General features: G+C 33.8%; 14 protein-coding genes and 1 pseudogene. 4 read left to right on the top strand and 11 right to left on the bottom strand.

The window, feature by feature from the left end:
- Positions 1-15: 15 nt before the first annotated feature.
- Positions 16-933 (top strand): type IX secretion system membrane protein PorP/SprF, encoded by a 918-nt coding sequence (locus ABDW27_RS04220; protein ID WP_343694716.1) that lies wholly within the window; start codon positions 16-18, stop codon positions 931-933.
- Between the two features lie 12 nt (positions 934-945).
- The gene (locus ABDW27_RS04225; RefSeq protein ID WP_343694717.1) at positions 946-2,880 is read left to right on the top strand and encodes an OmpA family protein; all 1,935 of its coding nucleotides are present in this window, start codon (positions 946-948) and stop codon (positions 2,878-2,880) included.
- 117 nt (positions 2,881-2,997) lie between these two features.
- Here the strand turns inward: ABDW27_RS04225 and ABDW27_RS04230 are convergent, their stop codons facing one another.
- The 6 genes and pseudogenes from ABDW27_RS04230 to pyrR form a co-directional block, all read right to left on the bottom strand.
- Positions 2,998-3,498, bottom strand: coding sequence for a CAP domain-containing protein (locus ABDW27_RS04230; protein ID WP_343694718.1), 501 nt, complete (start codon positions 3,496-3,498; stop codon positions 2,998-3,000).
- 173 nt (positions 3,499-3,671) lie between these two features.
- A complete protein-coding gene (gene pdxH / locus ABDW27_RS04235) occupies positions 3,672-4,316 on the bottom strand; it encodes a pyridoxamine 5'-phosphate oxidase (protein WP_343694719.1) in 645 nt (214 codons plus the stop codon).
- Between the two features lie 183 nt (positions 4,317-4,499).
- The gene (locus ABDW27_RS04240; protein ID WP_343694720.1) at positions 4,500-5,405 is read right to left on the bottom strand and encodes a ribonuclease Z; all 906 of its coding nucleotides are present in this window, start codon (positions 5,403-5,405) and stop codon (positions 4,500-4,502) included.
- 98 nt (positions 5,406-5,503) lie between these two features.
- A pseudogene (locus ABDW27_RS04245) lies at positions 5,504-5,832 on the bottom strand (ribonuclease Z).
- Positions 5,833-6,054: 222 nt separating this feature from the next.
- Complete coding sequence (locus ABDW27_RS04250) at positions 6,055-6,981, bottom strand: aspartate carbamoyltransferase catalytic subunit (protein ID WP_343694721.1); 927 nt, start codon at positions 6,979-6,981, stop codon at positions 6,055-6,057.
- A gap of 102 nt (positions 6,982-7,083) precedes the next feature.
- Positions 7,084-7,623 (bottom strand): bifunctional pyr operon transcriptional regulator/uracil phosphoribosyltransferase PyrR, encoded by a 540-nt coding sequence (pyrR, locus tag ABDW27_RS04255; protein ID WP_343694722.1) that lies wholly within the window; start codon positions 7,621-7,623, stop codon positions 7,084-7,086.
- Positions 7,624-7,805: 182 nt separating this feature from the next.
- Between pyrR and ABDW27_RS04260 the strand changes: the two genes are divergently transcribed.
- Together ABDW27_RS04260 and ABDW27_RS04265 are read left to right on the top strand one after the other, a co-directional pair.
- Positions 7,806-9,134, top strand: coding sequence for a hypothetical protein (locus ABDW27_RS04260; RefSeq protein WP_343694723.1), 1,329 nt, complete (start codon positions 7,806-7,808; stop codon positions 9,132-9,134).
- A gap of 558 nt (positions 9,135-9,692) precedes the next feature.
- Positions 9,693-9,866, top strand: coding sequence for a hypothetical protein (locus tag ABDW27_RS04265; protein WP_179005013.1), 174 nt, complete (start codon positions 9,693-9,695; stop codon positions 9,864-9,866).
- 152 nt (positions 9,867-10,018) lie between these two features.
- Here the strand turns inward: ABDW27_RS04265 and ABDW27_RS04270 are convergent, their stop codons facing one another.
- The 5 genes from ABDW27_RS04270 to nagB all read right to left on the bottom strand — a co-directional run bounded on the left by ABDW27_RS04270 (position 10,019) and on the right by nagB (position 22,451).
- Positions 10,019-11,638, bottom strand: coding sequence for an ABC-F family ATP-binding cassette domain-containing protein (locus tag ABDW27_RS04270; RefSeq protein WP_343694724.1), 1,620 nt, complete (start codon positions 11,636-11,638; stop codon positions 10,019-10,021).
- Positions 11,639-11,912: 274 nt separating this feature from the next.
- Positions 11,913-12,686 carry a TlpA disulfide reductase family protein gene (locus ABDW27_RS04275; RefSeq protein ID WP_343694725.1) on the bottom strand — a complete coding sequence of 258 codons (774 nt, stop codon included), beginning with the start codon at positions 12,684-12,686 and terminating at the stop codon, positions 11,913-11,915.
- A gap of 399 nt (positions 12,687-13,085) precedes the next feature.
- Positions 13,086-17,819 (bottom strand): T9SS-translocated chitinase ChiA, encoded by a 4,734-nt coding sequence (chiA, locus tag ABDW27_RS04280; protein ID WP_343694726.1) that lies wholly within the window; start codon positions 17,817-17,819, stop codon positions 13,086-13,088.
- A gap of 468 nt (positions 17,820-18,287) precedes the next feature.
- Positions 18,288-20,354: a family 20 glycosylhydrolase gene (locus tag ABDW27_RS04285; protein WP_343694727.1), complete on the bottom strand. Its 2,067-nt coding sequence runs from the start codon at positions 20,352-20,354 to the stop codon at positions 18,288-18,290.
- A 156-nt stretch (positions 20,355-20,510) separates the two neighbouring features.
- The gene (gene nagB, locus ABDW27_RS04290) at positions 20,511-22,451 is read right to left on the bottom strand and encodes a glucosamine-6-phosphate deaminase (RefSeq protein WP_343694728.1); all 1,941 of its coding nucleotides are present in this window, start codon (positions 22,449-22,451) and stop codon (positions 20,511-20,513) included.
- Positions 22,452-22,548 lie beyond the last annotated feature (97 nt).

The raw sequence follows: 22,548 nt of genomic DNA on the forward strand, positions 1-22,548 counted from the left end.
TAATACACATCTACTATGAGAACAAAATTATTTTTCTTCGTCATTATGTTTGTAACCCTTTGTGGTTATGCACAACAAGATGCACAGTATACTCAGTATATGTACAATCCAATTAATGTAAATCCGGCCTACGCAGGTTCGCGAGGTGCATTGAGTATATTTGGATTATACAGGACTCAGTGGGTAGGTTTAGATGGGGCTCCGGAAACTGCTAGTTTTTCTGTCAACACACCAATAAATAACAGCCGATTAGGAGTTGGACTCTCTTTTGTAAATGATAAAATTGGCCCTACTAATGAAAACACAATATCAGCAGATATTTCATATACAATTCAAACATCTCCTGATTTCAAACTTTCATTTGGTTTAAAAGGAACTGCCAATTTATTCAATTTAGACATTAATAAACTAAATCCGGAGAATCAAAACGATCCTCAATTTCAGGATTTAGACAGTAAATTTTCACCTAATATTGGTGCCGGAATTTACTGGCACTCACCTAAAGCCTATATAGGTTTATCTGTTCCAAATTTTATTGAAACAAACAGATACGATGACAACGACATAGCCATTTACAAAGAAAAAATCAATTATTATTTAATGGGAGGTTATGTATTTGATCTTGATAAATTAGAGTATGTAAAGTTCAAACCGGCCGCTTTAGTTAAAATGGTTGAAGGAGCGCCGCTTCAGGTAGATGTCTCTGCTAACTTTATGTTTTTCGAAAAATTTGTAGCCGGGGTTTCGTACAGATGGAGTGCATCCATAAGTGCGATAGTGGGTTTTCAAATTACAGACGGACTTTATTTAGGATATGGTTATGACCGAGAGACCACAAACTTAAATAATTACAATTCAGGATCGCATGAGATTTATCTGCGCTACGAATTCTTAAAAAACAGCAGCAAAATGACAACTCCTCGTTTCTTCTAAAATTTAGATATTATGAAAAATTTTACTCTTCTTTGTTTAATAATTCTTGATATTTTCTGCGGTTACTCACAGCAGTCAAAAATAAAATCGGGTAACAAAAACTACGACAATTATGCCTATGTTGATGCTATTAAAACCTATGAACGCGTCGCAAATAAAGGATATAAGTCTGAGGATTTATTTAAGAAAATAGGCAACTCATACTATTTTAATTCAAAATTTGAAGGTTCGGCAAAATGGTATGATGAACTCTTTTCTGTAAACCCATCTCCGGAAGCCGAGTATTATTACAGATATGCTCAATCACTTAAAGCAACCGGACAGACTAATAAAGCAAATAAAATCCTAAGTGAGTTTAATGCTAAATATAAAAACGATTCAAGAGCAAAACTTTATCGAAATAATGTAAATTATCTCGATAAGATAAAAGCAAATTCTGGTCGTTACAACATAGAAAATGCAGGCATTAACTCTAAATATTCAGATTACGGAACTTTTATTTACAACAATAAAATATATTTTGCTTCTGCCCGAGATACCGGAAATTTCACTAAAAGAAAACACAAATGGACAGGCGAGTATTTTACCAATATTTATGATGCCAATGCGGATACTAAAACCGATACTACATCAAAAGTAAATAAAATCAGATCTACTGTAAACTCAAGATTTCATGAATCTACAATTGTATTTACCAAAGACGGCAATACCGTATATTTTACCCGAAACAATTTTGCAGATGGAAAAAAAGGAAAAGATGCCAATAAAGTTACTTTGGTAAAAATTTACAAAGCAAAACTTGAAAACGGAAAATGGACAAATGTAGAAGCCCTGCCTTTTACAAGTGACAACTACAGTACGGCACATCCGGCTTTGAGTCCAGATGAAAAAACAATGTATTTCGCATCTGATATGCCAGGATCACTTGGCCAATCTGATTTATACAAAGTAAGCATTGATGGTAATGGCGTTTATGGAACTCCACAAAACTTAGGAAAAGACATTAATACCGAAGGAAAAGAAACTTTCCCTTATGTAACCAGCGAAAATGAAATTTATTTTGCTTCAGATGGACATCCCGGACTTGGAGGACTTGATGTATTTGTTGGTCAAATTGAAACCGACGGATCAATAAGTGATATCCAAAACTTAGGAAATGATATTAATTCGCCGAAAGATGATTTTGCCTACATAATAGATCCTGTTACAAGAAGAGGCTATTTTTCATCAAACAAAGATGGCGGTTTGGGTTCTGATGATATATACAAGTTTTTAGAAACCAAACGATTAAAATGTGTTCAGGAATTAAACGGAGTAGTTACAGATGCCGAAACAGGAGCTGTACTTCCGGGAACTAAACTTACTCTGTATGATGGTATGCAACGTATAAAAAATTCTACGGTTGCAGACTCTAACGGACAATATGATTTTGCCGTTGAATGTGGAAAAAACTATAGTGTAAGAGCTGAAAAACCCGAATATTCAACCAAGGAAGTCAACGTGAGTATACCAGAAACATCAGGAAAAACAAGTCTTCCGATTGCACTTGAAAAATCAATCTGCAAGGTTACAATTGGTGATAATCTTGGAAAATGTTTCGGAATACGAATGATTTATTTCGATCTCGATAAATCGAATATTAGACCTGAAGCGGCATTAGATTTAGAGAAAATACTGGATGTTTTAAATCAAAATCCGACTATGAAACTTGATATCCGTTCGCATACCGACAGCAGAGCATCACATCAATACAATCAGTCATTATCAGACAGAAGAGCCAAATCAACTGTTAACTGGTTAATTGAAAATGGTATAGCAAGAGAACGATTAACCGGAAGAGGATATGGCGAAACCGAACTTGTAAACGAATGCTCTGATGATGTAAACTGTACAGAAGAACAGCATCAAATGAACAGAAGAAGTGAATTTATTATTACAGGTTTATAAAATAGAATATACATAAACTTAAAAAAGCTGTCTAAAAATAGACAGCTTTTTTAATAAACGTCATTACAAATCAGGAATTGTAACGACAAACTAACCAACCAGTTCAAATGTTTCTGTCTAAATTTTTACGAATATATTGGTGTAATATTTTTTCCCATTAGCATCTGTAGTAACCGAAATACCAAAATGAGTATAATCGCCTTCGATATTCTCTTTGTGTCCCGGGCTAGCAAGCCAGGCTTGTAAAACAGCTTCAGATGTTTTGTAGTTATAAGCCACATTTTCGCCTACTTTTTTGGCACCAAGAACGCTTATAATATTGTTCGAACGAGCTGTAAAATCATTATGATTTACAACATTATTCGCAATCATATATTGATTGTGTTCTTCGCATTTGTTAGAAATGTGATTGCTTGTTTGCAAAGCTTTTAAACCAATACTAAGTCTGTATTCGTTTATTAACTGCATGGTCTCCAGTTCGGATGTATTGTAGTTATAGTCAGCAATTAACTGTGCAGTAGAAGTACTACTTTCATTTCCCTCGACGCTATCTGCAGAGCATGAGTTCATTGTGACAGACATCACAATGAACACCATGGCGCACATAATCTTTCTCATAATCATTAGTAGTTTAAAGCTTTAAAGTAAATGTTGGGGCAAATTCTTTAAAATATTATGTGACAATTTCTCTCATTTATTATGGGTCAAACGTATTCATTTTACCGTTAAACTACAAAAATAATCGACGAAATACATAATTTATTTTTAAAATACTATAAAAATCTTACAATTTAAGAAGATAGACGCTCAATCTTCCATGAAAAATCAGATTGGCTTGTGTAACGAATTCTGTCATGAAGCCTGTTAGGTCTTCCCTGCCAAAATTCTACCTGAAGTGGTGTTACTAAAAATCCTCCCCAGTTATCCGGACGTGGAATTGGTTTTCCTTCAAACTCAGCTTCCAGTTTTTTTAAGTTTTCTTCTAAAAATGTTCTGGATGGAATTACTTCACTTTGATGAGAAACAATCGCACCAAGTTTGCTTCCGTCTGGACGAGAATCAAAATAATTATCCGAAATAATTTCAGATGTTCGCTGTGCAATTCCTTTTATAATAACCTGACGTTCCATTTCCTGCCAGAAAAATGACAAGCAAACATTTGGATTAGCCGTAATAGCTTTTCCTTTTTCAGAATCGTAATTGGTATAAAAGATAAAACCTTCTTCAGAAAATTTCTTTAATAAAACCACGCGAGACTTAGGAAATCCATCCAGACCAATTGTCGAAACGGTCATGGCATTTACTTCACCGCTTCCGCCAAAATCTTCTACTTCATGAAACCATCTGTTAAAAAGATTAATCGGATCTTCGGGAATATTGGTTTCTAATAATTCACTTTTCTCGTAAGATTTTCTATAATTACTTAAATCACTCATGATTTATTATTTTAGATTGTTGATTTTAGATTTTAGATTTTAGATTTTTTTGTTTCAGGTTTCAAGGTTGTCAGGCTGAGCGAAGTCGAAGCCCCTCGTACCACAAAGCCCTTCGACTTCGCTCAGGGTGACAGCTATTCACAAACTTAGCACCTTAGAACCTCAGCCCCTTAGAGCTTTAAATTATAACTCAAAACTAAGACCATCATCAGCTAAAAGCACATTCGAAAAAATTTCCTCAGCTTCCTTCTTAAATGGCTCCAAACCATCATAACGAGTAGAATAATGTCCTAAAATTAATTGTTTTGCATTGGCTTTTAAAGCAATAGTGGCCGCTTCTTTTGCTGTTGAATGCAGTGTTTTTTCAGCTAATTTAGCTTCCGAATCTAAAAAAGTAGATTCATGATATAAAACATCCACATTTTCAATAATCGGAATTACTGCTTCATTATACACTGTATCAGAACAAAAGGCGTAACTTTTTGCCGGTTCAGGATCAAAAGTCAGTTTTTCATTTTCAATAACAGTTCCGTCATCCAAAGTAACATTTCCTCCGTTTTTAATCTTTTGGTAATAAGCAACATGAATATTATAATGCTGAACAGCTTCTACATTTAGTTTTCTTTCAGCAGGCTTTTCCTGAAAAAGATACCCATTCGTATAAACACGATGTTTTAGCGGAATTGTTTTGACAATAACACGATTATCTTCAAAAATAACTTCACTTTCTTTTGACTCTAATTCGTGGAAAAACAAATCGTAAGTTGTCCAGGATTCAGTCAATTTTAATTGAAGAAGAATAAGTTCTTTAATTCCTTTTGGGCCATAAATATGCAAATCGGTAGTTCTTCCCAAAAGAGAAAAAGTTGAAATAGTTCCGATTAACCCATAAAGATGATCACCGTGAAGATGCGAAATAAAAATGTGATTAATTTTTGAGAATTTAATCTTATTTTTTCGAAGCTGTACCTGAGTTCCTTCGCCGCAGTCAATTAAAAACAAACGGTTTTTAATTTCTAAAACCTGCGAAGTGGGGTTAGTAAGCGTTCTGGGAGTTGCGGCATAACAGCCAAGTATGGTTAATTTCATTTTAGATTGTTGATTTTAGATCTTAGATTCTTAAATATTGTTAAATCTTAAATTTCAGTTTTTCAACAATCTAAAATCTAAAATCTATATTCTAAAATCTAAAACCCAAGGTCTCTTTCAATTTCTTCCATTTCGATAATATCGTGCGCTTCAAGTAAAGAAGGAACCACAACTAATTTATCAGAAACGGCATTAAAATCAAGATCAGAAGCAACAATTACAAACGATTTTTTTGCTTTTTTTGAAGTTTTGCAAGCGGTAAAAAAACTTTTAAATCATTCTCTGATATTTCATCAGAAGACAAATCGATTATAACATTGCTTTTTTCAAAGGTTTTAAACTGCTGCGTTACTTTTTCTACAAAGCCATTAAAATCGCCCTGCGTATCTTTAATTGTAACGGTATGTCCTTTTTGATCTACTTTCATTTTATAATTTGTGGGGCTAATATAAAAATTGATTTTTCAGAGCGCTAAGGTACGAAGTTTTTTTATTTGTTGTTTCAGGTTTGAAGTTTCAGGTTTCAGGTTTCAAGTTGTCAGGCTGAGCGAAGTTGAAGCTCTTGTCACTTAAATGCCCTTCGACTTCGCTCAGGGTGACATTCGGATATTCAAGTTCCAACAACTTGAAACCTTAAACTTGAAACAAAACTATTGAATCTTAGAAGCCAAAAGATAAATAACCGCCATTCTAATCGCTACACCATTTTCAACCTGATTTAGAATTACAGAATAATCAGAATCTGCAACTTCAGAAGTAATCTCTACTCCTCTGTTGATTGGTCCCGGGTGCATGATTACGATTTCTTTTCCAAGAGAATCCAAAAGCGGTTTATCAACTCCGTATTGTTGTGCATATTCACGTGTAGATGGGAAGAAATTCACATCCATACGTTCGTTTTGTACACGAAGCATATTCGCAACGTCACACCATTCAAGAGCTTTTCTTAAATTCGGTTCAACCGTAACTCCAAGTGATTCGATATATCTCGGAATCAATGTTTTTGGTCCGCAGACTTTTACTTCTGCGCCTTGCATTTGTAAAGCATATATGTTGGATAAGGCAACTCTCGAATGTAGAATATCGCCTACAATAACTACTTTTTTTCCGGCAACATCGCCTAGTTTTTCTCTGATAGAATAACTATCTAACAAAGCCTGAGTTGGGTGTTCGTGCGCTCCGTCTCCGGCATTTACAATACTGGCTTTAACGTTTTTAGATAAAAAATAAGCCGCTCCGGGATTGGAGTGGCGCATTACAACCATATCCACTTTCATCGAAAGGATATTGTTTACAGTATCAATCAAAGTTTCTCCTTTTTTAACTGATGACTGAGCTGCAGAAAAACTGATCACATCTGCAGATAAACGTTTCTGCGCTAATTCAAAGGAAAGTTTGGTTCTTGTACTGTTTTCGAAGAAAATATTGGCAATGGTAATATCTCGTAATGAAGGAACTTTTTTAATTGGTCGGTTAATGACTTCTTTAAAATGATCTGCCGTTTCAAAAATCAGGTTAATATCATTCTCGTTGATATATTTTATTCCTAATAAATGATTTACGCTTAATTCTTTCATTTGTATTGTTTATTTGTTTAATCGTTGAATTGTTTAATCGTTTTTTTAATCGCTTAATCTGTGTTATTACCGATTAAACAATTAACCGGTTAACCGATTAAACTAATTTGTCACCAAGTGAACAACATCTTCGCCGTCATTTTCTTTCCAGCTCACTATTACTTTTTCACCATTGATAGCATCTACCTGACGGCCTCTGTAATCGGGCTGAATTGGTAAATGACGACTGAAACGTCTGTCTATTAAAACTAACAATTCAATTTCCGAAGGTCTTCCGAAAGATTGAATGGCAGTTAAGGCAGAACGAATGCTTCTTCCTGTAAACAAAACGTCATCGATAAAAATGACTTTTTTGTCTTCGACTATAAAATTGATTTGGGTTTTATTAGCTTCTAGTGGTTTCTCAGTTCTACGAAAATCATCTCTAAAGAAAGTAATATCTAAATACCCCAAAGAAATTTCAGGAACTTGGTATTCGTTTTCTAATATTTGTTTTAAACGTTCAGCTAAAAAAACGCCTCTTGGCTGAATTCCCACTAAAATAGTTTCAGAGAAATCAAGATGTTTTTCGATCAACTGACAAGCCAAACGATGGAGTATGATAGTAACTTCTTTCGAATTAAGTAATACTTTTTGACTCATAAGTGATTGTAATGTTTGGTTGCGCAAATATACGGAATCTGATTTTATTTGTTGGGGTGTTGGGGTTGGAAAATATTTTATTATCGATTTCCTAATTTTTTTTTAAATATCAAGAAACATATTACATTTTAAAGCTAAAAATCTATATTTTAGCGAGATACCAAAAACTAACTTATTAAACCATGGAAACAACCTCTATTAAAAATATTAGAACTATTCGTGATGAAATTCGAGATAAAATCAAAACTGCACCAATTCGAGAAAACAAAGACAATACATATGGAAGTGAAAATGAATACACATACAAAGGACTTATTATAGGAATTGAAAATCTTCTTATTGATATTACAACTTTAGCAAAATCTCCAAATAAATTCTTAGCGCTTTCAACCTATTCCGAAAGAAGCACTATTCATAATTATCTAGACGTAATAAATACATATTTTCAAACTCCAAACAATTATATATCACAATTCGAAGCTTTAAAAATACTATTGAGAAGCTTTAATATTAGAAACACAACAGAACGCCAAATTGAATTCGAACAAGAAATTGGAAATATTTCTCGACTTAAAATTGAAGCTCAAGAAAATTTAGAATTAATTAAAACTACTAAAGAAAATATTGAATCTGATAACGAAACAATAAATGAAAATATTACTTCTTCAAAAGAAAAATTAGAAAAAATCGAAAATGAATTAGAAATAATATTAAAACGAAGAGATGAATTAATTTCAGAATCAGAAAAGATAAAAATTTATACTAACGAACTCTCAGTTGTAAGAGCAACAGCAAATAAAAATTTACAAGCTATAACTTTATCCACTAACGAAAGTAAATCAAATGAAAAGTTAATTGCATCTTTTGCAAACAAAGTTCAAGATCGAGAAAAAAAATTAACAGAATTAGAATTTGCTACAGAAGAAAATTCTAAAAAATTAGCAGAATATGAATCAGAGAGAGAAAACATAATTAATGAAGCTAAAAATTTAATTGATTCTGCTAAACAGGCCCTAAATTATAAGACTGCTGAAGGCATTAGTGCTTCATTTCAAGTACAATATAATAAAGCAAACGATAAATGGATTTTTGGAAGCTGGATAACTGGAGCTATTTTATGTTTAATTACATCAATATCCATTGGCATTTGGATCGTAACAGAAATCACTGATGATACTTTTATATTTATTGCAAGGGTTTCATTATTACCTTTTCCAATTATTGGAGCTATTTTTTGTGCAAATCAATATATAAGACAAAAAAATATAATTGAAGATTACGCTTATAAAATGGTACTTGCTAAATCTATCGTCGGTTTTTCAGAGCAACTCAAAAAGAATTGTAGTGAAGATAATGCCGAATACATTCATTACATAAAAACGGCTTTAGAAGAAATCCACAAAGATCCTCTAAGAAAAAGAGTTTTTTCAGAGAGTTCAAAATCTGGGAATGTTAATTTAACTCAAATTGGTGATTTAGTTGAAAAACTTTCTAAAGCTGTTAAACCATGATTTTAAAAAAAAATTATTGAGATAATCCTAAAACATTCTCAAAAAATTCTATAACAAATTTTTCTGATTCTCTAAAACTAAAAAAACCAATGTTCCAAAGCTATCTAACAAAACCTAAAAATATTTTTCTATTAGATAGCTTTGGAGCATTGCTTACTTCCATTATACTCTTTTTTATACTTAGAAATTTCAATGACTTTTTCGGCTTACCAAAAGATATTTTCGAATACCTTTCAATTATTGCATTCGCATTTTTTGTTTATTCCCTCAGTTACTATTTTTTAGTCAAACAAAATTGGAAACCATTTCTAAAAATAATCTGTACAGCTAACATTCTTTATTGCATCCTAACATTTGGCATTTTAATTTACAATTATGAAAGCGTTTCTATTTTTGGGATTATTTACTTTCTAGCAGAAATAGTTGTAATTACTGGACTTGTCATTTTAGAAATGAAAATTATAAAATCCAAATCCTAAAACATTTCCAAAAAATTCTATAACACATTTTCCTAATTCTCGAAGTAATTTTAATAAACAAATTTAAAAACTCAGAATCATGCAAAATAAAATACTAAGATTGTTAATGGTATTCGTAATACTATTTTCATTTACAAGCTGTGAATTAGTTGGAGACATTTTTAAAGCCGGAATGGGATTCGGGATATTTATCGTAATTTTTGTTGTTGCGATTATCATCTGGATTTTTGCAAAAATGTTCGGCAGTAAATAGTTATCAATTATCAATAAAAAAATCCCAAATTCCAATTAAACTTAGAGTTTGGGATTTTTTATGGATGTGAAACTTTGTCAAAGTTTAAAACTTTGACAAAGTTGTAAAGTCAAAAATTGGAATTTGGAATTTGGAATTTGGAATTTCAAAAATTAAAGATTGTACATCTTTTTTCTTTGTTCCTGAATCTTCTCATCATCAAGATATTCGTCAAATGTCATATAACGGTCGATAACTCCATTTGGTGTCAATTCTACGATTCTGTTACCAACAGTTTGCGCGAACTCGTGGTCATGCGTTGTGAAGATTACAGAACCTTTAAAGTTTTTCAATGAGTTGTTGAAAGCTGTAATAGATTCCAAATCTAAGTGGTTTGTAGGCTCGTCTAGCATTAATACATTAGCACGCTCCATCATCATTCTAGACAACATACAACGTACTTTTTCTCCTCCAGATAAAACTCTAGACGTTTTTAAAGCTTCTTCTCCAGAGAAAATCATTTTCCCTAAGAAGCCTCTAATAAATACCTCGTCACGCTCTTCTTCTGTTTTAGCATACTGACGTAACCAATCCACTAAAGTCAAATCGTTTTCGAAATATTTATGGTTTTCAGCTGGAAGATACGCTTGGTTGGTTGTAATTCCCCAGTCAAAAGTTCCAGAATCTGCTTTTTGTTCTCCATTTAAGATTTCATAGAAAGCAGTTGTTGCACGTGAATCTTTAGAGAAAAGAACGATTTTATCGCCTTTTGCCATATTCAAATCAACATCTTTAAACAAAACTTCTCCATCTACAGATGCAGCTAAGTTTTCTACATTCAAAATCTGATCTCCGGCTTCACGATCCTGATCGAAAATAATCGCAGGATAACGACGGCTTGAAGGTTTGATTTCGGCAATATTTAATTTCGAAATCATTTTTTTACGAGAAGTTGCTTGTTTCGATTTCGCTACGTTTGCACTAAAACGACGAATAAATTCTTCCAACTCTTGTTTCTTCTCTTCTGCTTTTTTGTTTTGCTGTGCACGTTGTTTTGCCGCTAATTGGCTAGACTCGTACCAGAACGTATAGTTTCCTGAGTAGTGATTGATTTTTCCAAAATCAATATCAGAAATATGTGTACAAACCGCATCTAAAAAGTGACGGTCGTGAGATACAACGATTACAGTATTTTCATAGTTTGCTAAGAAATTTTCTAACCAAGCGATTGTTTCGAAATCCAAATCGTTGGTAGGCTCATCCATAATAAGCAAATCAGGATTTCCAAAAAGTGCCTGCGCTAAAAGCACACGTACTTTCATTTTTCCTTCCATATCGCTCATTAAAGTATAATGATCTGCTTCTGTGATTCCTAAGTTAGATAACATTGCTGCAGCGTCAGAATCGGCGTTCCATCCGTTCATTTCTTCAAACTGAACTTGTAACTCACCTATTCTGTCTGCATTGGCATCATTATAATCTAAATAAAGTTCATCCATTTCTTTTTTAACAGCGTACAGAACTTTATTTCCCATTAAAACGGTTTCCAAAACAGTATGCTCGTCGAACATGTTGTGGTTCTGGTTTAAAACCGACATACGTTTTCCCGGCTCTAAATGAATGTGACCAGAAGTTGGATCAATATCACCTGAAATTACTTTTAAGAAAGTAGATTTTCCTGCACCATTTGCTCCAATAACGCCGTAAATATTTCCGTGAGTAAACGTAGTATTTACTTCGTCGAATAAAATTCTTTTACCAAACTGAACTGATAAATTATTGACTGTTAACATGAATGTCTTTTTAATTAATTTGGTGCAAAAGTAGTGAAAAAGGTTCTAAGTTGCAAAGATGCTAAGGGACTAAGGTTTTTTATGCTGGTGTGGGTTTCTCGCAAAGTCGCGAAGGCGCAGAGTTTTGTTTTATGCTGTTGATCGTCAAGCGATCTTGTCATTTCGACGAAGGAGAAATCTGCACGAGAAGCTCTACAAAGATTGGACTTTCGTTGCGGAGTTACTTGCGGAGATTTCTCCTTCGTCGAAATGACAAACTGTGTCTTTAATTCAGCTAAAGTTTACTTTCTTTCGCTAAAGCCACTTCAAGGCTTTCAAAATTTGGAAGCACTTTTGCAATCATTCCTTCTTTGTTCAGAATAAAATGTGTTGGAAAAGAATTCAACTGCAAAGCTTCATTCATATATTCTTTCATGTCTGGAATTACAGAATATGAAAGTGGTTTTCTGGCTAAAAATGTTTTTAATTGCTCTGCTGAATCTTCGGCTAAACTCATAAAAACAATGTCTTTTCTGTCTTTATATTCTTCAACTAGTTTGTTAACTTGAGGAAATTCTCTAATACAAGGTGTACAGTGAATGTACCAGCATTTTATCACGATAATTTTCCCTTTCATGGATTCGTTGGTTACCAAATTTCCTTCTAAATCTTTAAATGAAAATTGCGGAAAAGCCGTTCCTTCCATTTTATAATTTTTAAAAGCATCAAAACCGATTTGATTGATTGTTGCTTTTATACTTGTATCGGCTTTTGGCTGAATTTTGAATAGTTTGTAATAGTAAATTCCATCATCTGATTTTAATCGGATTGGGATGAAATTTCCATTTGCTAATTGATCTAAAAAGGCTTCTTTTGAAATTTCTTTTGAAGCAGAATCAAACGCAATAAAATCTCTCGAAAGCATTATATTCTTGCTTTGATACGCTGACCAATCGCCAAAAGTTTTTTGAATTTGAATTGGATTGACTTCGGGATTTCCGAATTTGTTTTGGCTGAAAGAAGTTGCAAAAATTAAAAAAGCGATTATTATGTTGAATGATTTCTTCATGAAGTTTATTCGATAATTCCGGAATCAAAAGTACAATTTTTAACCGCAAAGAACACAAAGGTTTTTCACAAAGAACGCAAAGTTCAAATTTTGTATTTGTCATCTCAACGAAGGAGAGATCGCACAAAAAAGTCCGCAAAGAAAATTTCCAATCTTTATCGATTCACTAGTGTGATCTCTCCTTACGTCGAGATGACAAGATTGTGTTTGCTTTATTACATAAAAAAAACCCGACAATAAAATTGTCGGGTTCATAATGCGCTAGTTGAGGCAAAAACCAAATAACAAATTACCTCAATTCACAGCATTTATTCGAAATAAAAATAGTTAAAACATAAATAACCAAACTCAATTTTAACCGTCCCAAATTTTTTATTTCTAAATTTTTAAGCATTTATTCTAGTTTAAAAAGTTCATTACTTTAAAAGATTTTTTGTTTCCGGATTTGTCTGTTACTACAACTAAAAACAATTGTTTAGATGAGAAACTGTGGCTCTGAAGCAATACTTCTTTATTGTTTTGAACATTTCTGTGACTTACTATATTTTGTCCTAATATGTTGAATACATCAACTTGTGCAATCTCTTCGTTTTCATTTGAAACTGATAATGCATTGTTTTTGAAATATGCTATCGTTGCAGTATTTTTTGAAGAAATATCATCAAGTGCTAATGTTTTTGCTGCTGACTGCGAAGCGAAATAAGCGGCATACGCTTTAGACAATTCAGATGAATTACCACAAGAAGAGGCATCCCAGTTTACAGACCAAGTCATTAATCCTCTTAAAGAAGGATATGGACCGCCTGGCTGCATAGTGTATGTTCTTCCTGAAAAAGTAGTTCCGGTTCTTAAATAATGCATGGCATTAATTCCTTCTTGAGGTGTTAAATAACCACTTCCTGCTGCACTCGGACAAGCTGGTAAGGCAATCAAAACTTTCGAAGCTGGTAAACCATCAAAATGCATTCCTGTTGAAGCAATGTTATATCCTTTGATTATCATATCTGTTAGAGCAGTTACCATGTTTGATTTCTTAGCTGATCCATAATATTGACCATCTAATCCGTTTTCTCCTCCTGTATTATATAATTGTACCGCTAACAAATCTAATTCGTTACGTAAGTTTTGAATAATTGGAAGGAAAGAACCAAAAGTATCCGTATAAGTAGTATATCCTCCTTGTACGTATTGCGTTTCAGGAGCTGCTGTTAATAAGAATCCAGGGCCATAGTAAGCTTTTAATTCTTTGAAAGCATCAACTACATTTTTTAGTCTTGGATAAGCCGAAATACCCGCATAAGAAATATCTCTTAAATTTCCTGCACTAAAATTCATCGATCCGCCTTCAAAATCAATATCAACTCCATCAAATTGATATTCATCAATAATGGCTTTTAGACCATTAACAAAAATATTTTTCTGAGTAACATTCTCTAAAACAACATGACCATTTTGACCTCCAATAGATACAATAACTGGAACACCGCTGTCTCTTAAAGATTTAATATCATTTTTCAACAATTGCTTATTGAAAACACCATTCGTCAAATATCTATTATCGTTTGTAGTTAATATTGGCGTATAACCGTCACGATTAACTGTTTCTACGAAAGCATAATCCACTACGTTAAATTTACTTCCCACCATTTGAGAGAAATATAAGAATGGAGCTCCCGCATTTTCCCAAGAATGTGCATATCCTAAAATAATTTTAGATGGAAGCGGAATGAATCTATTACCGCTTACTGTAGCAATTTTAATTGTATTGTTTAAGGTAGTTACTCCAGATTGATTATCGGTTGCTTTGATTACAACTGGATAATCCTGATAAGCAGATGGTGTAAAATTATAAGTATACGTATTGTTTGTACCCGCTGTCATGTTATATGTACCACCGTTTATGGTGATCGTAACACCTGAAACCGATCCGTTACTATCAACAGCTGTAACTGAAATTGGTACAACCTGGAAAGAACTTTGGTATATCGTAGTATTCGATGGTGAATTCCAAGTAATTGTTGGTAATGTATTCGGACAGTTTGCACCTGAACAAGTTAATGTAAAACTATATGTTTTTGATTCTGTTGTTCCGTTTGATGCAGTAGCTGTAACAGTTAAAGTATGAGAAACTCCAAACTGATTTGCTGCTGGTGTCCAAGTCGATGTATAAGTTCCTGAAGAATTCGTAGCACTTATGGTTTGTCCGTCTAAACTAAATACAACAGATGAGATTGTAGTAGCATCAGAAGCACTTAATCCAACAGTTGCAACAAAATTAATAGATGATCCTAAATTTATAGCAATCGACGAAGCTGTTGGCGCTGTAATGTTAACCACAGGTTTAGTCGTAACAACTGCTTGTCTATTAAAATTATAAATTGTTGGCGTTGTTGGAACTGCAAAATTGGCTAAGTTATTTGGATAATAAGTCTGTTCACCATTTTCCCATGTATTTAATTTCAAACTTAAAATTTGGTTATAACCTGCTACAACTGAATTATCAAAAGTATAATTTCCTGATGCATCTGTTATTGCTAAAACACTTTTCCAGTTGTGCGTGTTATCTGTCCAAGGTAAAACAATCTCAACTTTTGCACCAGCAACAGGAGTTGTTCCATTTTTAACTGTTCCGCTGATTAAATTTGCCTGAACTTGTGCTGTTTTTGCTGTAGCACTAGTATTAAAGTTGTAAACTGTTGGGTTTGCAGGAACCGCGAAGTTTGCTAAATTATTTGGATAATAATTTACTTCTCCGTTTTGCCATGTATTCAGTTTTAAACTTGTAATTTGTGAATATCCGTCTATAACTGAATTATCAAAACTGTATTTTCCTTGTGAATCTGTTGTTGCTAGAACACTTTTCCAGTTATGCGTGTTGTCTGTCCAAGGTAAAACAATTTCTACTTTTGCACCAGCAACCGGAGTTGTTCCGTTTTTAACAGTTCCGCTGATTTTACTTGAAGTTGATACAACATCCTGAGTAAAGTTTAATGTTTTATTCGCATTTAAATTAGAATAAACTGTTGATGCCGGAGTAAAAGTTTGTCCTGTTAAGGCAGCTGTTACTGTATAATTTCCGCCAGAAGCTAATGTAAGTGTATAAGCTCCGCTTGAATTAGTTGTTGCTGTAACATTTCCTGCTGTAGAAGCTGCTGTAACTGTTACGCCAGAAACTCCAGTACTTCCGTTAAGAACTGTTCCGCTTACTGTATAAGTTACAACTACTGGTCCTTGTGCGAAATTCAACGTTTTGTTTGAATCTATTGCATTGTAAACTGTAGAAGCCGGGGTGTATGAAAATCCAGTTTTTGCAGCAGTAACTGTATAATTTAATCCAGCTGTTAAACCTGCAACGCTGTAAACTCCGCTGGCATTTGAAACTGCTGTTAATGTTGAACTTCCTGAAACTGCAGAAACTGTTACACCAGAAACTCCTGTACTTCCGTTAAGAACTGTTCCGCTTACTGTGTAAGTTGGCTGTGATCCGTTGATGATAATTCCTGTTTGATTCACTACAACATTTGTTAAAGTTACCGGAGTAAAGGTATAAGTTGCTTTTAATGCTGAAACTGTATAGTTTTGTCCAGAAGTTAAGTTGTTGAAAGTGAAATTTCCTGTAGCTGAAACTACGGTTTGAATTACAACATTGCTTGCATTTCGTAATTCAACTGTAACATCAGTAACTAAAGCTGATCCATTTTTTGCAGAACCAGAAATACTTACTGTTCCAGGAACAACACTTCCGAATGATGTATCTACCTGAGTTAATAATGAGTTTGGAATTGAACCTCTTGTGTCCTGAGATAATTCCCAAATCATACCTCCGGCTAAGTTTCTTGATTTAATATACTGAACTTTTAAATCCATTGACTGCTTATCTTCATAAGAGATAAACTCTTTTGTAGTAGCATTATATAAATAAGGTACTTTTGTAGTATTGTCAAAATATCTTACCCAACCTGCAGAAGCTGCACTTGCAGTAACTTGCATTGTATTTGGGTCTAAGTAAGGATGTGAATTGGTAACCGGATTTCCGACTAAATCGCAAATTTCGATACTTCCTGAACGTTCGCACGCTCCTGAACCATCCCAAGTTCCGATAGGGTTTTGCGGATTTGTACATCCTCCCACAATATCTCTTGGTGCAGAAACGAATAATCCGTTTGTTGAGTTAGTAGCAACGTGATCGAATTTTTTTCCGTAAAATGGTAATCCCATGATTAATTTATTTGCCGGGAAACCAATTACGTTTAAATATTGATTTGTTAATTCATCTAATGATTCTGATTGTGTCGCACCGTATAATGGATCGTTTGGATTTCCACTTGCGTATAAAGGCGCATTGTAGCATGTTTTATCATACCAGTTTCCACCAAAATCATATCCGAAATACGTAATGTAATCACAATAAGTCGAAATATCTTCAGTCATTCCGTATTGTGCTCTGTTATTAGGTCCTAAATACTGCTGTGCTACTTTGCGAACATTGTTTCCTGCTGCAATCGTAACAAGTTTATTTGGCATTGCCTGACGCATAGCTTTTAATAAAAGCACTAAATTTTTATTATCATCAGGGCTGTATTTTTGTGGAGGAACAGGCGATCCGTTCACAATTTCTGTACCGTCAGTTCCGCCTGAAAGAGGATATTCCCAATCGATATCAAAACCATCAATAAACGGATAAGTTGTAATGAAATTTGCCATATCTGCTGCTAAAGCTGCCCTAGCCACCGGACTTGCTGCAATTGGAGAAAGATCCTGACCTTTTGTCCATCCTCCTACAGATATTAAAATTTTTAAATGCGGATACTTTTGTTTAAGTTTCATTAAGTCATAAAAGTTTCCTTTTACCGGAGCATCCCAAGGAATTCCACCTTCCATATGCTCAAAATCGGCATAGGTATCCAAACATTTCAATTTTGTATTTTCCGGATGTGCCGGATCATACGTTGTGCCATAAAAAGAATAATTTAAATGCGTCAATTTACTTCCATCAATTTTCGGAACATTGAAATCCCGGGCATAAATAGACCATTGTGCATAATACCCCACTACTTTCTTTCCGTGGGCAGGTTGGGCCAACGCAAGCAGGGGAAACAGTAACAAAAAGAGCAATCTGTAATAATGTTTCATAATTAATAAATATTGGTTAATAGAAAATAAATAATTGGGCCGAAGCAGTTTTTACTGCTGGGTTTCGCTCAACACAGGTTGGAAGGCTGCGTCGATTGGAAATAACTCAAATTAAATTCTATAGATAAATATTACTATTACTGATTTTCATAATCATTAGCCAATAGTAGTGATTGATATTTATTTATAATTTTTAAAAAAATTAATCTAAATACAAATGATAAATTTGGGACTACTCATCAATCTATACTCTTTTTTTGTCATGTTTTAAGGTATTCTCTCTATTTGGTTTTTAAATGTTAATACTCCGTTAGTGGTTATTTTTTGTTTTTTATTCTGCAAGACTCGAAAGGAATTAGAAAAAGTTCATTTTAATTACCTCTGCCAGAAAGCTCTGGCAGAGACAATCAACACTTTTAAAACATAGTGGTAACTTAAACTTACTAAATACTAATTCAAACCAAACCTTTAAATTAATTTCTTTAAACTCTCATAAACTGACAATTCTACGTCAGCATGATCTTTTGTATTGCATTGTTCTATTAAACTTTTTAAATCTGCTGGTTTCAAAGTCGATTTATTATCTAAAACAAGCAGTAATTCCTGCGATGCGTCACTTAGTTTTTTTGACAAAGGCAAGATTGGCTGTACTAAAGGCGCATTGGCACTTAAATCAATTAAACTTTTATTTACGGCAATCCATTTATTGAAAAATGATGTAACTTTTGCTTTATTATCTTCTGTTTTATTTGCCAGATATTGTGCTACTGCATCATTAAAAGCTAAAGATTCTTTAGCATCAGGAGTACATGCATCTGCAAAAAGTGTAAACGGAGAATACATTTGATATTCTGTTCCGCCTTTATTTCTTGTATATCCTTTTAATGGTTCACAAACATTTGAGAATTCCTCAAGAACATCTGTTTTTTGGTTATTTGAAATATTTCTCAGAATAACATCTTTATTTCTAATGTGTGTTAAACCTAATTCTTCTAATCTAAAAGAAACATTTTCCAGACGTTTGCGCATACTTGCCAAATCTGTAACGGTTTCTGCTGACCAAAGTCTTTCTGCAATTGCAGCGGTTCTTGGCCAAATTCTTGAATCTACTGTTGTAGACGTTGTAAGTTCTGTCCACATTGTTGCTTCACCACCTAGAATTCTTGCTTTTTCTTCTGCAGATAAATCAGCTCCTTTTGGCATTGGATCATTTAAATAATGACTTGCAACCGGATACATTAAATCGATATAATATCCATTTGAAAGCACTGTTTTATATCCTTTTTTTACTGCATCAACTAACGATTGTCCAGCAGCAACACCTTCATTTGGACCTCTCCAAGAATGTACTATGGCTTCTTTAGAAAGATCTTTGGTTAAAATCTCCTCCCAGCCCATCAACTGTTTTCCATGTTTTTTAAGCATTGGAGCCAGCTGCATCGTAAAATACGTTTGTAATTCGTGATTCGTTTTTAAATTATGTTTCTTTTTGAACTCCTGAATTTTTGGGTTTGCATCCCAGTCTTTCCCTTCGTTCTCATCTCCCCCAATATGAAAATAATCTCCGGGAAATAATGGGCATATTTCATCAAAAAGTTCACTTAAAATTTTATACGTTTTAGGATTTGAAGGATCTAATGTTGGGGTAAAAATCCCGGCATTTCTTTCAATTCCATAGGTACTAATTGCTGTACCTTGAATGTTTTTTTCAGAAGTCCCACCAGTCAGTGTAATCACTTTGCTTCCAATTTCCGGATAAGCCGTAAGTATTGCAGATCCATGACCCGGAACATCTATTTCAGGAACAATTAAAATACCGCGCTCATCGGCATATTTTACGATATTTCTAATTTCCTCTTGTGTGTAATACAATCCATCCGAAGCTAATTCAATTAATTTTGGATGTTTTTTAGTTTCAATTCTCCAACCCTGATCATCAACTAAATGCCAGTGAAAAACATTCATTTTCATAGCAGCCAATCCGTCGATATTTCTTTTAACAACATCAACCGGCTGAAAATGTCTTGACGCATCCAGCATTAAACCTCTCCATGTAAATCTTGGAAAATCTGAGATTTGCGAAACCGGAAAATAGAATGATTTACTGTCATTCTGTACTAATTGTAATAAAGTTTCTAATGCATGTAAAGCTCCTAAATCGCTTGTTGCATGAATTGTAATTTTGTTTGCCTTAACATCTAAACTGTAACTTTCATCTTCATACAAACCTATTTTTCCGCTTTTATCACAATTAATCTGTAATTCAGCATTTGGATATTCGTTTAGTTTTGTAATAAAACCTTGTTCGAAAAAAATACCTGTTCTACCATCTAGTCGGCGTAAAAAACGTGTTACTCCTCCAAAAATTCTCGGATTTGGATTTCCGGAAATGTTTACTTTAAAGTTTTTGGTTAAAGTAAAATTTCCATCATTAACAACAACGTTTTGAGGCCAGGGCATCAAATTCAACTGCTCTTTTTTAACCTGAGCACCCGCTGTTACACCCGCTAATAGTAGTACAAATAAATATTTCATTTTAATTTTTTTTGGTTGGATGTTTTCCTAATACATCCATTTAAATTAGATAAAAACAAAACTCAGAAAGACTTCTGCTTACCTCACTTTCGCGTTGAGGTCAATCTGAATTTTGTGGTTTGATTCGCTCTCACCCGAATCGTTTAAAAAACAACTTTAATAATCAAATCGTTTAAAAGCTTCAATAGCTTCGTATTCTGCCAATCCTAATTTGTCATACAGAATAGCTGTATTTTTATTTCGATCTTCTGCTCTTACCCAGAATTCTCGAGAATCATTTCCTTGAAACATAACCCTGTCTTTTTGAGACTGGTGGTATAAAATAGCATGACGCTTCAACAATACTTCTGATGGAGAAAGCGGCACTGCCATATCAATTTCATGAATATCCCACTCGTGCCAAGCTCCTCTGTAAAGCCATAACCAGCAGTCGTCCATGTATTTTTCTGGTTTTAATTGTTTCATCGCTGCAAAAATAGCATTCAGACAAACTTCATGCGTTCCGTGCGGATCTGCCAAATCTCCCGCAGCAAATACCTGATGTGGTTTTATTTTAGCAATAATATTTTTTACGATAGCAATATCTTCCGGTCCTAACGGATTCTTTTTAACTTGTCCTGTTTCGTAAAACGGAAGATCTAAAAAGTGTGTATTTTCATCTTTTAAGCCAATGTATCTTGTTGCTGCGTAAGATTCTCTTCTTCTGATTAATCCTTTTAATTTTCTAACTTCAAGAGAATCGATTTGATTTTCTGATTTGTTGTTTAAAAATTCAATTACAGATTTGAAGTTGATATCTTTTGGAAGATTTCCACCTGTAAAATCATTACAAACCTCAGCAAATTTCAATGCTTCGTCGTCTGTAACCGCAATATTTCCAGAGGTTTGATATACAACGTGTACATCGTGACCTTGTTTAATCAATTTTGAAAAAGTTCCTCCCATCGAAATCACGTCATCGTCTGGATGCGGACTGAAAAGGATAACTCGTTTTTTTGCAGGATTGGCTCTTTCCGGACGATGTGAATCGTCTGTATTTGGTTTTCCACCCGGCCATCCTGTAATAGTGTGCTGCAATACATTAAACATATTGATGTTTAAATCGTAAGCAGAACCTTCTTGTGCTAATAAGTCAGACATTCCATTATTATTGTAATCACGGTCAGTCAGTTTTAAAATAGATTGATTTGTTTTTTGGCAAAGCCAAACAATCGCTTTACTTTTTAATTCTTGTGTCCAAATACATTCTCCAACAAGCCAAGGCGTTTTAAAACGTGTTAATTCTGATGCCGCTGACTGATCTAATACAAATGTTGCATTTGGATGGTTTTGTAAAAATGTCGCAGGAACTTCTGAACTAATATCACCCTGAACTGTTCTCTTGATGATATCGGCTTTGTTTTGTCCCCAAGCCATTAATACAATTCTTTTAGATCTCATGATTGTAGAAACTCCCATTGTAATAGCTCTTTTCGGAACATTATCAATTCCGTTAAAGTCAGACGAAGCATCTACTCTTGTAATATGATCCAGTGTAATAATTCTTGTTCCGGAATTGATATGCGAACCCGGCTCGTTGAAACCAACGTGACCTGTACGTCCAATTCCTAATAACTGAAAGTCTAAACCTCCAGCTTGTTTAATATTCATTTCATAGTCGATACAATATTGATTTAGTTCATCAATAGAAACTGTACCATCAGGAATATTAACATTTTCAGGTTTAATATCAATATGATTAAAAAGATGCTGATGCATGAAATAATGATAGCTCTGATTGTTCTCTTTGTTCATTGGATAATATTCATCCAAATTAAAAGTGATTACATTGCTAAAACTCAGTCCTTCCTCTCTGTGCATTCTCACTAATTCCTCATATACTTTTATAGGAGAAGATCCTGTTGCCAAACCAAGCACGCAAGATTTATTTTTTTCCTGCTTAGATCTAATTAACTGAGCAATTTCCTGCGCTACAATTATAGATGCTTCAGCAGAACTTTTGAAGATCTCGTTATGAATTTTTTCAAATCGTGTTTCTTCAAATTTCCCGGCGCTTTTATAGCTGATATCAGGTTTTATTTCTAAAGCACTTTTCATTTCTTTTTCTTTTTTTGGTATGTACAATTTTGGTTTTTGAAATGGTATAAGCAATTTTCACTGCTTATACCATTTACTAACCAAACTTAAAATCTTA

This window comes from Flavobacterium sp., from assembly GCF_039595935.1.
GTDB lineage: Bacteria > Bacteroidota > Bacteroidia > Flavobacteriales > Flavobacteriaceae > Flavobacterium.